This window comes from Enterovirga sp. GCM10030262 (assembly GCF_042666435.1).
Taxonomy (GTDB): domain Bacteria; phylum Pseudomonadota; class Alphaproteobacteria; order Sphingomonadales; family Sphingomonadaceae; genus Allosphingosinicella.
In genome coordinates, this window is sequence record NZ_JBHTDC010000001.1 from 1200569 (window position 1) to 1214626 (window position 14058).

The following is a 14058-nucleotide window of genomic DNA, read 5'->3' on the forward strand; positions in this document are numbered from 1 at the left end:
CATTCCTTATTCGATACGCACACAGGATTCGCCCGCCACCTGGAGACGGCCGCAAATGTCGCGCGCGCCGGGGCCGGTGGCGCGCAGGCGATAGAGCGTCCGGCCGCCGGTGGTCGTCGGAGTGACGCTGTGGGAGAGCGGGGCGAGGTAGGAGAAGCGGCCCGCCAGCGCCTTCCACGCCGAATTGGCGCTCGCCTGACTGGAGAAGGCGCCGAGCTGAATGGTGCCATCGCCCGGGGCGGCGACCGCCGAGGGGCGCATCGCGGCCGGAGGAGCGGGCGTGGGAGCCGGCGCCGTGGGAGCCGGAGCGGCGGCGGGCGGCGCGGCGGCGGGCGGCAGCGCCCGGGTCACCGGCGCCTCGGGGAGCGCATTGGTGTCGATCGCGGACTTGGGCGTGGCGCCCTCGCTCGCGGCGAAGGCGGTGTCGCCGGTGCCTTCCACTTCCATGCCGCCGGCCTCCTCGGGCTTGACCTTGTAATCGCCTTCCTGCGCGGCGATCAGCTCCGGCTCGCCATCGCCCGCGGCGCCGTCGCGATTGCCCATCCAGAACAGGCCGCCGACGATGAGGCCGATGGCGGCGAGCCCGATCACCACGAACGCGATCAGCTTGGCCGCGGTCGGACCCTCATTGCCTTCTTCCTCCTCGACCGCCTCGAGCCAGGGCAGGCGGTCCTCGTCGTCGAGCGGCGTCGGGTCGTCGGCGCGGGTATCGGTCATCACTGCATCTCCTCGGCGGCCGCCACTCCCATGATGGCGAGGCCGTTGCGCAGTATTTGCCCGATTGCGGAAGCGAGTTCCAGCCGCGCGCGTGTCAAATCGGGATTGTGTGCCAATAAGAAGCGGCGGGAGGGATCGTCATTGCCCTTGTTCCACTGGGCGTGGAGGGCGGCGGCGAGATCGCCAAGATAGAAAGCGACGCGGTGAGGCTCATGCGCGAGCGCCGCCGCCTCGACGATCCGCGGGAATTGCGCGCCCAGTTTCACCAGCGCGAGTTCCTCGTCGTCGAGCAGCGACAGGTCGGCGGCGGGCGAAAGATCGATGCCGGCCTCCTCCGTCCGGCGGTGGAGCGAACGGATGCGGGCATGGGCATATTGGACGTAGAAGACCGGATTGTCCTTCGACGCTTCGACCGCCTTGGCGAAATCAAAATCGAGCGGGGCGTCGGCGCGGCGGGTGAGCATGATGAAGCGCACCACATCCTTGCCGACCTCGCGCACCACATCCGCCAAGGTCACGAAATTGCCCGAGCGCTTGGACATCTTGATCGGCTCGCCGGCGCGGAACAGACGGACCATGTTGACCAGCTTGACGTCCAGATCGACCTTGCCGTCGGTGAGCGCCGTCACCGCCGCTTGGATCCGCTTCACCGTCCCGGCATGATCGGCGCCCCAGATGTTGACGAGCGCGTCGGCCTTTTCCGCTTTCTGGAGGTGATAGGCCGCGTCGGCGCCGAAATAGGTCCAGCTCCCGTCCGACTTCTTCATCGGCCGGTCCTGGTCGTCGCCATATTTCGTCGAACGGAACAAGGTGAGCTCGACCGGCTCCCAATCGTCGGGCGTCTCGCCCTTGGGCGCCTCCAGCTGGCCTTCGTAGACCAGCCCCTTGTCGCGCAGGGTCGCCATCACCCGGTCGGCGGCGCCGCTGCCCTGCACCTCGGCCTCGGAAGCGAAGACGTCGTGATGGATGCCGAGCAGGGCCAGGTCGGAGCGGATAAGATCGAGCATCGCCGCGACCGACTTGCCCCTGAAGAGCTGGAGCCATTCGGCCTCGGGCGCGGCGGCGTAGAGGTCGCCATATTGGGCCGCGAGCGCCTCGCCGACGGGCTTCAGATAGTCGCCGGGATAGAGGCCCTCGGGTATCTCGCCAATGTCGGCCCCCAGCGCCTCGCGATAGCGAAGGTGCGCCGAGCGGGCGAGCGTGTCGACCTGCGCGCCGGCGTCGTTGACATAATATTCGCGGGTGACGGCATAGCCGGCATATTCGAGCAGGGACGCGAGCGCGTCGCCGACCACGGCGCCCCGGCAATGGCCGACATGCATCGGGCCGGTCGGATTGGCCGAGACATATTCGACGTTGATCCGCTCGTTCCCGCCGATCGCCGAGCGGCCGTAATCGGCGCCGCCCTCGATTATGGCGCGGAGCTCGTCGCGCCAGATGGCGGGATCGAGACGGATGTTGATGAAGCCGGGACCGGCGATCGCGGCGCTCTCGACCTCGTCCAGCCTCTCCAGTGCCGGCGCGATCAATTCGGCCAGCGCGCGAGGGCTGGTTGCCGCCCTCTTGGCCAGCACCATCGCCGCGTTGGTCGCGAGGTCGCCATGCGCGGGATCGCGCGGCGGCTCGACCGCGACGGCGCTCCGGTCGAGGCCGGCCGGAAGGTCGCCCGATGCGACGAGGGCGTCGAGCAATGTATCGAGATGGTGCGCGAAGCGGTGATAGAGGGTGGTCACATTTTGCCCGGTCGTTTGGGATGAAGCGCGCACCTAGCCCATCGAACGTGGAATATGAAGCGGCCACGCGCGAATGCCGCCGCCATCGGGATCGCTCCATATCGGCTTAGTCTCCGCTCCGGAATGTGACTGCCCTGCGGGATAAGGGAGGCCGCGCGCGCCGCAACGGGGGAGGACGATCGATGAACCTCGACAGGATCAGCTTCACGACCTTCAACCTGTACAATCTTAACGAGCCCGGCGCGCCGATGTACCGCGACGGGACCGGCTGGACCGCCGCGCAATATACGAAGAAGATCGAATGGACGGGGCGCATGCTGAATATCATGGGATCGGACGTCTACGGGTTCCAGGAACTCTGGCATGGGCAATCCCTCGCCAACGCGTTCCAGCAGGCGGGGCTCGCGACCGACTATGCGATGCTCGTGCCCGACGGACATGCCGGCGGCCGGATCGTCTGCGCCGCCGCGGTGCGCGCCGATATCCTGGCGGGCGACCCGGAGTGGATCACGAGCTTTCCCGACCAATTCCGCCTGCAAAGCCAGGGCGACGATCCCCAGACTTCGGAGATCGCCGTCAATATCGACAGCTTCTCGCGGCCGGTCCTCCATTTCGTCATCCGTCCCCGCGACGATACGCCGGACATCCATGTCTATGTCTGCCACCTCAAATCCAAACTGCCGACCCGCATCGACGACGAGCCCTGGTTCGAAGCGGCGCCGGACATTTTCGGTAAGCACCGCGACGCGATCGGCGGCGCGATCTCGACCATCCGCCGCACCGCCGAGGCGGCCGCGCTCCGTTTTATCCTGACCGAACGCATGAAGGGCACCGACACGCCGGTCATCCTGCTCGGCGACGTCAATGACGGCCAGTGCAGCAACACTGTCGCCATCCTCAGCAGTCAGCCCAATTACCTGATCGGCCTGTCCAAGGGCGGCGGGGACAACGATCTCTACACCGCCCAGACCCTGCAGCAATATCGCAGCACCCGCGACGTCTATTACACCCATATCTTTCAGAATGAGCGCGAGTCGCTCGACCAGATCATGCTGAGCCAGGAATTTTACGACAATAGCCGCAAGCGCATCTGGGCGTTCGACGGAATGGAGGTGAATAACGACCACCTCAATTACGATGATCACGAGCTGTCGGGAACCAACGACCACGGCATTATCCGCGCCGCCTTCAGATATCGCCCGGTCGCCGGCGGCGGTGACTGAGAGCGCTCAAACTGGCGACCGCCAATCCACGCGACTGTTCCGATTGCCAAGCCGCCGCGAATGCCGGATGATGCGGCAGCGTCCCGAGTAGCAGATTGTCGGTTCTTTCTTCCGAAGAAGGATCACGCGCATGGCGACCTACACCCTCTTCATCGGCTTTCGATATACGTTCGATACGACCTATCTCGCCCAGTTCTACGGCTCCCAAAGCGCCACCTTGTTCGAGGTAATCGGCGAGAATGGCGTCCTGCGCACCGCCTATCATGGCCGAAATTTCACCTATGCGAGCAACGGCTTTTTCAACAGGGGCACGGTGACCGAGGCCTATGGGTTCACCTCCGATGGGCGGCTCGCCAGCCAGGCGACGGGTCTCAACGTCGATGTCGCTACCCGCAACAGCCTGCTTTCCATCGGCACGTCGGGTTACGAATATGGCCAGTACGAATTGAGGGGAAACGACACGATCCGCGGCTCGGAAGAGGATGATCGCCTTGTCGGTTCGCATGGCCGAGACCGGATCGACGGCCGCGGCGGCAGCGACGTCCTGACTTTCGACGGCTTCGATGAAGGGGTGACGGTCAACCTTGCGACCGGCCGATACCGTACGTCCGACGGAACCAGCATAGTCACCGGCGTGGAGGATGTCGAAGGCTCCGATTTCGGCGACACCCTCATCGGCAATGGCGGGAACAATCAGCTCCAGGGATTTGCCGGCAACGACGCCATCAATGGCGGCGCGGGAATCGACACCGTGGTCTATTTCGACGCCGCGGCCCCCGTCTCGGTCAATCTGGCTACCCGCGCCGCAACTGGCGGCAGCGGCAACGACATTTTGTCGTCGATCGAACGCGTGCTGGGCTCGCGTTTCGCCGATACGCTGACCGGATCCGATGCGAACGAGTTCTTCCTCGGTGGGTTCGGCGACGACGCGATCGACGGCGGTCGCGGTGTCGATACCGTAGAATATGGCTTCGTAGGCTCCGGCGTGACCGTGAATCTCGCCACCGGCAAGGCCAGCGGCGGCGGGGGCAACGACCTCATCACCACCGTGGAGAATGTGATCGGCTCCCTGTTCGGCGACAGGCTCACCGGGAGCGGCCGCGCCAACCGGCTCGACGGCCGGGAGGGAGCGGACAACCTGGACGGCGGCGCGGGCGGCGACCTGCTGATCGGAGGCGAAGGCAATGACAGGCTGAACGGCGGCCTGGGAAACGACCGGCTGATGGGCGGCGCCGGGGCAGACAGCTTCCTGTTCACCACGCTCTTGTCCGGCAATGGCGACCGAATACTCGACTTTAGCGCGCCCCAGGACACCATCCGCCTCGACAACGCCATTTTCGACGCGCTGCCCGTCGGCGCGCTCACCCCCGGGGCCTTCCGGATCGGCGCGGGCGCGTCCGACGCCGGCGATCGCATCATCTACGACAGCGCCACCGGAATTCTGCTCTACGACGCCGACGGCACCGGCCCGACGGCCGCCATCCGCTTCGCGACGCTGTCGCCCGGTCTCGCGCTAACGAATACGGACTTCGTCATCATCTGAGTGTTGCTAAAAGCCTTCGGGGAGCTCGATCGGCCCTACCAGCTCCCGATAGCGGGTGACGGCGTAGCGATCGGTCATGCCGGCGATGAAGTCGCCGATCCGTCGCAGCAGCGCGGCCCGGTCGGCGATGCCGGCGCGCCATTCGGGCGGAAGCAGGGCCGGATCGTCGCGATAGGCGGCGAACAGGCCGGCGAGCAGCGCGCGGGCGTCGTCCGATACCGCCTTGACCGGCGCGGCGCTGTACATGCGTTCGGTGAGGAAGGCCTTGAGCCGCCCTTCCTCGGCCGCCATCGCAGCGGAGAAAGCGGCGAGCCTGCCGCCGGCGGCGCGGACTTCGTCGGCGCTCCCCACGCCGGACGCCGCGATGCGCCGGCGCGTTTCTTCCAGCACGTCGTTGACCATGCGGCCGATCTGGTCGCGGACCAGTTCGGGCACAAGCCGCGCTTCGTCCACGTCGGGATAGCGCGCGCGGACATCCTCCCAGCTCCGCGCCGCCAGCGGCACGGTCAGCAATTCCTCCAGGGTGAACAGCCCCGCCCGCAATCCGTCGTCGATATCGTGATTGTCGTAGGCGATGTCGTCGGCGATGGCGGCAACCTGCGCTTCGAGGCCGGGCCAGGTGGCGAGATCGAGCGGGAATTCGCCATTCGCTTCGGCAAGCGCCCAACCAGGGTTCTCGACCGGGCCGTTATGCTTGGCGAGTCCTTCCAGCGTCTCCCAACTGAGGTTGAGTCCGGCGAAGCGCGGATAGGGCGTCTCCAGCCGGGTCAGCAGGCGCAATGTGTGGGCATTGTGGTCGAACCCGCCCGCCTCGGCCATCGCCTCCTGCAGCACATCCTCGCCGGCATGGCCGAAGGGCGGGTGGCCGATGTCGTGGGCGAGGCAGAGCGCCTCGGTGAGATCCTCGTTGAGCCCGAGGTCGCGGGCGATGGTTCGGCCGATCTGCGCGACCTCGAGGCTGTGGGTGAGACGCACGCGGAAATGGTCGCCGTCGGGGGCGACGAAGACCTGGGTCTTGTGGCGGAGGCGCCGGAACGGCACCGAATGGATGATGCGGTCGCGGTCGCGCTGGAAGGCGTCGCGCGGGCCGCGCGTTCCCTCCGATTCCTCGCCGTGCAGCCGGCCGCGCGAGCGAGCGGGGTCGGCGGCGAGGGGCGACAGCGGCCTCACTGGGCGAAAAGCTTCTCGATCTCCTGCCCTGCCGGGCTGGTCCAGCTGAACGCCGCGAGTTCCACCTTGGCGAGCTCGTTGACGAAGCTCTGCGCCTCGCTTTCGCTGTCGAACGGGCCGACCAGCAGGCGATTGGTGAAGCGCAAGGGCGCCGTCCAGGCGGTCTTGCCCGACAGCAGCTTGGGCGCCCTGGTCTTCAGCCGGTCGAATTCGCGCGGCAGGGAAGCCTTGTTGGCTCCGCCAGCGATCTGGACCCAGTGACGGCTCGGCGCCTTCGGCTTGGCGGGGGCCGCTTTCTTTTCAGGCTTCGGAGCCGGCTTCTCCTCTTCGGCGCTGGGCGCTTTGGCCGGCGCCTGGAGGGCTTGGACGGTCTCGCTGATGTCGGCGACCCGGGGCGGCGTGCCCGAAGTGGGCGGACCGAAAGGCACCGGCGCGCGCCTGGCAACGCTTTGCGCGGGGGTCGCGGAGGATGGGCTCGCGGTGATCGTCGCCACGGGGGCAGCGGGTTCACGCCTGTCCGGCGACGGGGCGACCGCCGCACGCGAAGGCGGCGCCGGGTCGGGCTTGTTCGTCACGACCGTCGAAAAGGCCGGTCGGGGTTCGGGCGCTTCGTCGGCCGGCGCGGGGTTCGGCGCGGTTGGCGCGGGCGCCCGCGCGCTGTTCCGGGCGAGCGCCCCCGGCTTCCGCGGCGGCGGCGGTGGCGTCGCTTGCGCGGCGCGGGCGGATCGGTTGCGGGGGGCATAAGCGCGCGAGCCCGGCCCCACTTTCTCGACAATCGTTTCGTCGGCGCCGGGCCTCCGCCGCGGCGCGGTCGACGCGGGCGGCGTCGGCGCGCGGCGGCCGAGCGCGGGCTGCCGGGCGTCCGGCCTCCCGGTCTGGGTCGCGGCGGGCACGGCGCCGGAATAGACCGGCCCCGGGGCAGCCTGCGCCGTCTGGAGAGGCTGTGTCCCGGTCGGGAAGTGACCGAAATGCACGGCCATCGCGCGCTGCGCCGGAGTGAGTCCGGGCAGCCCGGCATAAAAAGGCCGCATCGCCACCGCCTGGCCAGGCATCACCGCCTCGGTGGCCGCCGTCGCGCCGGCCTCGTCGCCGGTGAGGGCGAGGATGAAGGCGCGGGTCCGCCAGGCCGACCGGTCCTGCTTCCGCACCAGCGCCTCGATTGTCGACAGCGCCGCCTCGCGGTGGCCGCTGATGGCGAGCGAGAGAGCGAGACGCTGCCGCACTTCCGCATTCTCCTCGCCCCGCAGCGCCAGCGCATAATCCGCCTGGGCGCGCTGGGGATCGCCGGTCAGGTCGTAGGCGAGCCCGCGATCGCCGGCGAAACGGGCGACGGGGATGCCGAGGCTCGCCGCCTCGCCGAAGAATCGCAGCGCCGCGGCGGGCTGCTCCAGCAGCACGAAGGCCGAGCCCATGCCGGCCTTCACCCGGCCGTCGCGGGGAGCGACCTCCTCGGCGCGGGCGAAGAAGGTCAGCGCGGTCTGCGGGTCGCCGAGCGCGAGCGAAGCCTCGCCCGCGCCGATGAGCGCGCTCGGGCTGCGCGGGGAATCCGCGAGGCTGCGCAGGTGCCGCGTCAAAGCGGCGCTGGGATCCTCACGCAACTGGCTGGGGCTGTAGACGGTGCGGATCTGCTGGGCCGCGACGGCCGGCGACGCACCCGCGAGCCCCATCGCCAGCAGGGCCGCGCCGAGCCGGAGCGATTTCACATTCATGGAAGTCATGCCGGCGATAAGCCTCGCCGAAGCTGTACCGGCAATGTCTCGGCCGCCAAATCCGCGCCAAGCCGGTGCCGAGCGGCGACGAACCGCCGGCACCGACCGGAGCGCCCTTATTGGTTGTTCTGGCGATTGAGGAAGCGCGGAATGTCGAGCGGATCGCGGCCGGAGCGCGCGGGCGCTTCCTCTTCCTCGACCTGGGCCTTGGCGGCGCCGCGGGCGATGTTCGACATGCGCTCGAACAAGGTTCCCCCCGCGCGGGGCGCCGCCGGAGCGCTTTCCTGCTCGGCGAGCCAGCTGCGGGTGCCCGGAGTCGGCGCCTCTTCGCCGATCTCGACCGTCTCCACATTCTCTTCGTCCGCCAGCATGTCGCCGCTGCCGAGCAGGAGCTCCTCGCCTTCATCGGCCGTCTGGTCGAGGCTCAGCTCGTCGGCGGGCGCCTCTTCCTCGAGGGTGAGCTCGACCGCCGGGGCGCGCTCTTCGGCGGCGGCTTCCGGCTCCATCATTGGTTCGGGGACGATCATCGGCTTCGGCGCCTCGGCGGCGCGGCTCGCGCCGGGGAAGGCGAAGACCTTGGCCGGGGCCGGCTGGACCGCCTGCGCCTCGGCGTCGATCCCGGTCGCTACCACCGAGACGCGGATCTTGCCTTCGAGGTCGTTGTTGAAGGCCGAGCCCCAGATGATGTTGGCGTCCGGATCGACCAGGTCCTTGATGTGATTGGCGGCCTCGTCGACCTCCATCAGGCGCATGTCCTCGCCGCCGGTGATTGAGATGATGACGCCCTTGGCGCCCTTCATCGAGACGCCATCCAGGAGCGGATTGGCGATCGCCTGCTCGGCCGCGTCGATGGCCCGATTGTCGCCGGCGGCCTCGCCGGTGCCCATCATCGCCTTGCCCATCTCGCCCATGACCGAGCGGACGTCGGCGAAATCGAGGTTGATGAGGCCGGGCATGACCATCAGGTCGGTGATGCCGCGCACGCCCTGCTGAAGCACCTCATCGGCCATCTGGAACGCTTCCTTGAAGGTCGTGTTCGGGTTGGCGATGCGAAAGAGATTCTGGTTCGGGATGACGATCAGGGTGTCGACATGCTGCTGCAGCTCCTCGATGCCCGCATCGGCGGACCGGCCGCGGCGGTTGCCCTCGAAGCTGAACGGCTTTGTGACGACGCCGACGGTGAGGATGCCCTTGTCGCGCGCCGCCTTGGCGATGACCGGGGCGGCGCCGGTGCCGGTGCCGCCGCCCATGCCGGCGGCGATGAAGCACATATGGGCGCCGTCGAGCGCCTTCTCGATCTCGGCGATCGTCTCTTCGGCCGCCGCCTTGCCGATTTCGGGGCGCGAGCCGGCGCCGAGACCCTGCGTGATCTTGAGGCCGAGCTGGATGCGCTGATCGGCCGAGGAGGCGTTCAAGGCCTGCGCGTCGGTGTTGGCGACGATGAAGTCGACCCCCTGAACGTCGCTGTTGATCATGTTCGCGATGGCGTTGCCGCCCGCGCCGCCGACGCCGATGACGCTGATCCGGGGACGAAGCTCGTCAACCTCCGGACGAATGAAATCGATGCTCATCTGGCTGTCTCCCCTGTGCTCGAGGCGCCCGCGCGAAGCACCTCCATGACTCTTTTGCACGATGCGATTCGCGCGCGGAAGCAAAAAGTTAACGTCACTGACATTTTTCCTAATAGTTGCTTCTAAACAATGAGATCAGGCGTTGGACCATATTTCCCTCATCGCCTTTCTGGACCGTCTTTTCGCCATCGCCGAAACGCCTGAGATCGAGCTCGTCGGAGGCCGCGAAAAGGGCGAGGCCGGCGAGCGTCGTGAAGGCCGGGCCGCCATGCGCCTCGGGCAGGCCGAGCAGCCGCGGCCGGCCGACCCGCACGGCGCGGCCGAGCACCCCCTGGGCGTAATCGGCCATGCCCTTCAGCTCCGAGGCGCCGCCGGTGAGCACGATCTGGCCGCCGAAGGGACCGGCGAAACCGAGCTCCTTCAAGGCGCAGGCGATCTCGCCCATCAGCTGGTCGAGCCGCTGGCGGATGACGGCGATGAGCTGCGCGCGGGTGATCCGCGCGGACTCCGTGCCCTCCTCTACGCCGGCGATCGGCGACAGATCGATCATGTCGTGATTGTCGCGCGGGCTGGTGGCGGCCGATCCGAAGAAGCATTTCATCCGCTCGGCCTCGACCCGCCGGGTGCCGAAGGCGGAAGCGATGTCGTCGGTGATGTCGATGCCGCCGATCGGCAGCGATTTCAGGCCGACCAGCATACCGCCCGCGAAAACCGAGACGTTGGTGACGCCGGCGCCCATCTCGACCAGCGCGACGCCCCGCTCGCGCTCTTCCTCGCTGAGGCATGCCCGGCCCGCCGCGACCGGCGAGGCGACGATCGCGGAGACGCCGAGATGCGCCGAACGGACGCACACATCGAGATTGCGCACCGGCGACGGCTCGGCGGCGATGACGTGGATGTCTACCGCGAGCTTGTCGGCGTGGAGGCCGAGCGGCTTCCTGACGCCCTGCACGCCGTCCAGAGTATAGAGGGCGGGAAGGGCATGAAGGAGCATCCGCCCTTCCGGGTTGATCGAATCCCGGCCGGCGCGGAGCAGTTCGTCTATGTCCTGCCTTTCGATGCGGCGGCCGCCAATGCCGACCTCGACGCTGGCGACGGTGCTGGCGAGGCCCCCCGCCGCGAAGCCTACGAAGACATCGTCGATATTGGTGCCGGCGATGCGCTCGGCCTGTTCCACCGCCTCGCGGATCGCGGCTTCGGCCTGCTCCATGTCGGCGATGAAGCCGCGTTTGACGCCCCGGCTCTCGCGCTGGCCGGTGCCTAATATCCTGAGCGCGCCCTCCTCGCCGGGATCGGCGATCAAGGCGGAGATTTTGGACGAGCCGATGTCCAGCGCGGTGACGAGCTTTCTGCCCGGCGGTGGGGGGAGCCGCCTGCTCACATCCTCGCCCTCATATCGTCGTCGCCGGATCGATCGGTGCGCCGTCTGCGATCGTCGGAGCGAGCGTCGGCACGGTCGTCCCCGGCACGCGGGAGAGGCGGACGATGAACTTGCCCGGGATGCGCATGTCGAAGCGGGCGAGGCCCCGGCCCAGCAGCTGCGCCGCCTTGTCCATGCGGCCGAAATGGACGAGCGCCTTCGAAGCCGCTTCCTCGCCTTCGGGCAAAGCGAGTACTTCGCCCGACTGGAACCTTATGTCCCAGCGACGCCCGCCGATCCAGCTCGCGCCGGCCAGCATCGGCCTGAGCTGCGGCGCCGCGTCGAACAACGCGGTAAGCTGTTGGGCATGATGGTTGGCGGCGGGGCCAATGACCAGGGGCAGGTCCGGCATCGCATCGAGCTTTACCGCTTCCAATACCACCCCTTCGCGGTCGATCAGCGAGAGCTGCTGATTGTGCTGCCAGATGGCGGCGGGAACGCGCTCGACGATGTCGACCACCAAAGTGTCCGGCAGGCGGCGAGAGACGCGGGCTTCCTCGACCCAGCCGAAGCGGAGCAGCCGCTCGCGCGTGCCGTCGAGGTCGACCAAAGGCATCGCCATCGAATTCTGATCGAGCGCGACCGCATAAACGGGGAGCCGCTCCATCCGGTCGAGACCCTTGATCTCGACCCTTTTCACCGCGAATCCGGCTTCGCCGACCGCCTCGCCGATCGAGGTGCCGATCATCCGCGGAACGCCCATCGCCGCCGCCACGGCGAGACCGAGCGCGATCGCCATGCCCAGCAATATCCAGAGCCCGACGCGGCGGATCGTCTCTTCGGCCATGGGCAGCGCGTCGAGCATCCCGGCCTGCTTCTTGCGGCCCTGCTTGCCGCGCGGCTGCGATTTGCGGGGTCTAGATTTCGCCGCGGCCGAGCCGCGGGCGATGCGTGCGCTCATCCAAGCCCTCCCTTGGGGAGAGCGTCCTCGACGATCCGCTGGACGAGCTCGGCATAGCTCATGCCGCGATATCTGGCCTGCTCCGGCACCAGGCTGAGCGGCGTCATGCCGGGCTGGGTGTTCACTTCGAGGAGGTACAGCCCCTCCTCGCCTTGCTCGTCGTCCCAGCGGAAATCGGAGCGCGACGTGCCCTTGCAGCCGAGCAGCCGGTGTGCCTTCAGCGCCATCGCCATGGCGGCGTCGCGGATCGCGTCCGGAATCTCGGCCGGGCAGACATGCTGCGTGAGGCCGTCCGTATATTTGGAATCGTAATCGTAGAAACCGTGGGTCGGCTTCAGCTCGGTGACGGCCAGCGCCTCGTCGCCGAGCACGGCGACGGTGAGCTCATGCCCCCGGACGAAGGGCTCGGCCAGAAGCCGGTCGAACTCCCGCCACGGCCCCGCCACATCGCGGCCGATGGGGTTGCCGTAATTGCTTTCGTCGGTGACGATGGCGACGCCGACCGAGGAGCCCTCGTTGACCGGCTTCAGCACATAAGGCCGCGCCATCGGGTCCTCGGCGTGGAGGCTTTCGCTGCGCACGATCCGTCCCTCGGGCATGCGGATGCCGTGGGGGACGAGCACCATCTTGGTGAGTTCCTTGTCGATCGCGATCACCGACGTTTCGACACCGCTATGGGTGTAAGGGATCTGCATCAGATCGAGCATGCCCTGCACCGTGCCGTCCTCGCCGGGCGTACCGTGGAGCGCGTTGAAGACGACGTCGGGGCGAACGGCGGTCAGAACCTGCGCGACGTTCCGGTCCATATCGACGCGGGTGACCTGATGGCCGAGGCTCTCCAACGCTTCGGCAATCCCCTTGCCGCTCGACAGCGAGACCTCCCGTTCGGCCGACCACCCGCCCATCAGCACGGCGACGTGAAGAGATTTAGGCAATGTAAACTCCGTTCGGGCTGAGCTTGTCGATGCCCTGCCCTTTCTCCAAACCCGTACGAGCAGAAGGACAGCCCTTCGACAGGCTCAGGGCGAACGGGGAGTGGAAACTCTCCCGGTTCATCCTTTCCTCCCCACCCGCTGTATCTCCCATTCGAGCTCGACGCCGCTATGCGCGCGAACCCGCCGGCGCACTTCCTCGCCCAACGCCTCGATATCCGCCGATGTCGCCTTGCCAAGGTTCAACAGGAAATTGCAGTGCTTCTCCGACACCTGCGCGTCGCCCATCGTGAGACCGCGGCAACCCGCCGCATCGATCTCCTTCCAGGCCTTGGTTCCGGGCGGATTCTTGAACGTCGAGCCGCCGGTGCGGCTGCGCAAGGGCTGGCTCGCCTCGCGTTCGGCGGCGATGCGGTCCATCTCGGCGCCGATCACGGCGGGATCGCCGGGCGCGCCTTCGAACAGCGCCTCGACGACGACCGCGCCTTCGGGAGTCTCGCTGTGCCGGTAGGTGTAACCGAACCGGTCCGCCGGCCAGACCTCGACGGTGCCATCGCGCAGGACCAGGGTCGCCTCGATGAGAATGTCGGCGACCTCGCGGCCATAGGCGCCGGCGTTCATCCGCACCGCGCCGCCCGCCGTGCCCGGAATGCCACGCAGGAATTCGAGGCCCGCGATGCCGGCGTCGCGCGCCTTGCTAGCGACGGTGATGCCCATCGCGCCCGCGCCGGTGCGGACGCGGTTGCCGGGCTCAATCGAGACCGCGGCAAGGCTCTTGGGAAGACGCACTACCACGCCCGAAACGCCGCCGTCGCGGACGATAAGGTTTGAGCCTACTCCGACGGGCAGGACGGGTGTCGCCGGATCGAGATGGCGAAGGAACTGCGACAGGTCTTCGACATCGGCCGGCCGGACAAGCCACTCTGCCGGGCCACCGGTGCGGAACCAGATGAAGTCGGCCAGCGAGCCGTCCGCTTCGACCTTACCTGTCAGGTCGGGGATTTCCGTTCGCCCCGAGCGAAGTCGAGGGGCCCCGTCGAGCGAAGCCGAGACCTCCTGCCTCCATGCATCGTCCCTCGGCTTCGCTCGGGAGGGTGTCTCGACTGCGCTCGACACGAACGGGTCTCTTTCGGGTCCGC

General features: G+C 67.9%; 11 protein-coding genes. 2 read left to right on the forward strand and 9 right to left on the reverse strand.

The features are described 5' to 3' along the window. Positions 1 to 6: 6 nt before the first annotated feature. On the reverse strand, positions 7 to 717 hold the full coding sequence (locus tag ACFQRC_RS05870; RefSeq protein ID WP_379958835.1) for an SPOR domain-containing protein: 711 nt from the start codon (positions 715 to 717) through the stop codon (positions 7 to 9). Then, positions 717 to 2450 (reverse strand): arginine--tRNA ligase, encoded by a 1734-nt coding sequence (gene argS / locus ACFQRC_RS05875; RefSeq protein WP_379958838.1) that lies wholly within the window; start codon positions 2448 to 2450, stop codon positions 717 to 719. The genes ACFQRC_RS05870 and argS overlap by 1 nt, the downstream gene beginning before the upstream one ends. Positions 2451 to 2632: 182 nt before the next feature. Here argS and ACFQRC_RS05880 point away from each other — a divergent pair, with 182 nt between their 5' ends. Both ACFQRC_RS05880 and ACFQRC_RS05885 read left to right on the forward strand, forming a co-directional pair. Then, on the forward strand, positions 2633 to 3673 hold the full coding sequence (locus ACFQRC_RS05880; protein WP_379958840.1) for an endonuclease/exonuclease/phosphatase family protein: 1041 nt from the start codon (positions 2633 to 2635) through the stop codon (positions 3671 to 3673). 130 nt (positions 3674 to 3803) lie between these two features. Beyond that, the gene (locus tag ACFQRC_RS05885) at positions 3804 to 5216 is read left to right on the forward strand and encodes a calcium-binding protein (RefSeq protein WP_379958842.1); all 1413 of its coding nucleotides are present in this window, start codon (positions 3804 to 3806) and stop codon (positions 5214 to 5216) included. 6 nt (positions 5217 to 5222) lie between these two features. Here ACFQRC_RS05885 and ACFQRC_RS05890 read toward each other — a convergent pair whose 3' ends face one another. The 7 genes from ACFQRC_RS05890 to murB form a co-directional block, all read right to left on the reverse strand. Continuing rightward, positions 5223 to 6386: a deoxyguanosinetriphosphate triphosphohydrolase gene (locus tag ACFQRC_RS05890; protein WP_379958844.1), complete on the reverse strand. Its 1164-nt coding sequence runs from the start codon at positions 6384 to 6386 to the stop codon at positions 5223 to 5225. Continuing rightward, positions 6383 to 8104, reverse strand: coding sequence for an SPOR domain-containing protein (locus ACFQRC_RS05895; protein ID WP_379958847.1), 1722 nt, complete (start codon positions 8102 to 8104; stop codon positions 6383 to 6385). The genes ACFQRC_RS05890 and ACFQRC_RS05895 overlap by 4 nt, the downstream gene beginning before the upstream one ends. Before the next feature lie 107 nt (positions 8105 to 8211). Continuing rightward, on the reverse strand, positions 8212 to 9666 hold the full coding sequence (gene ftsZ, locus ACFQRC_RS05900) for a cell division protein FtsZ (protein WP_379958849.1): 1455 nt from the start codon (positions 9664 to 9666) through the stop codon (positions 8212 to 8214). 109 nt (positions 9667 to 9775) lie between these two features. After that, positions 9776 to 11047 carry a cell division protein FtsA gene (gene ftsA, locus ACFQRC_RS05905; RefSeq protein ID WP_379958851.1) on the reverse strand — a complete coding sequence of 424 codons (1272 nt, stop codon included), beginning with the start codon at positions 11045 to 11047 and terminating at the stop codon, positions 9776 to 9778. A gap of 10 nt (positions 11048 to 11057) precedes the next feature. Then, complete coding sequence (locus ACFQRC_RS05910) at positions 11058 to 11987, reverse strand: cell division protein FtsQ/DivIB (protein WP_379958853.1); 930 nt, start codon at positions 11985 to 11987, stop codon at positions 11058 to 11060. Further along, positions 11984 to 12922, reverse strand: coding sequence for a D-alanine--D-alanine ligase (locus ACFQRC_RS05915; RefSeq protein WP_379958855.1), 939 nt, complete (start codon positions 12920 to 12922; stop codon positions 11984 to 11986). Before ACFQRC_RS05915 ends, ACFQRC_RS05910 begins: the two co-directional genes overlap by 4 nt. A 117-nt stretch (positions 12923 to 13039) precedes the next feature. Continuing rightward, positions 13040 to 14035 carry a UDP-N-acetylmuramate dehydrogenase gene (gene murB / locus ACFQRC_RS05920; protein ID WP_379958857.1) on the reverse strand — a complete coding sequence of 332 codons (996 nt, stop codon included), beginning with the start codon at positions 14033 to 14035 and terminating at the stop codon, positions 13040 to 13042. Between the last annotated feature and the right edge of the window lie 23 nt (positions 14036 to 14058).

What these genes read in the sequence shown, in the direction of transcription:
- ACFQRC_RS05870 (WP_379958835.1), bottom strand. Translation starts at nt 717, where the DNA reads ATGACCGATACCCGCGCCGACGACCCGACGCCGCTCGACGACGAGGAC.
- ACFQRC_RS05910 (WP_379958853.1), bottom strand. Translation starts at nt 11,987, where the DNA reads ATGAGCGCACGCATCGCCCGCGGCTCGGCCGCGGCGAAATCTAGACCC.
- ftsZ (WP_379958849.1), bottom strand. Translation starts at nt 9,666, where the DNA reads ATGAGCATCGATTTCATTCGTCCGGAGGTTGACGAGCTTCGTCCCCGG.
- ACFQRC_RS05885 (WP_379958842.1), top strand. Translation starts at nt 3,804, where the DNA reads ATGGCGACCTACACCCTCTTCATCGGCTTTCGATATACGTTCGATACG.
- ACFQRC_RS05895 (WP_379958847.1), bottom strand. Translation starts at nt 8,104, where the DNA reads ATGACTTCCATGAATGTGAAATCGCTCCGGCTCGGCGCGGCCCTGCTG.
- ACFQRC_RS05880 (WP_379958840.1), top strand. Translation starts at nt 2,633, where the DNA reads ATGAACCTCGACAGGATCAGCTTCACGACCTTCAACCTGTACAATCTT.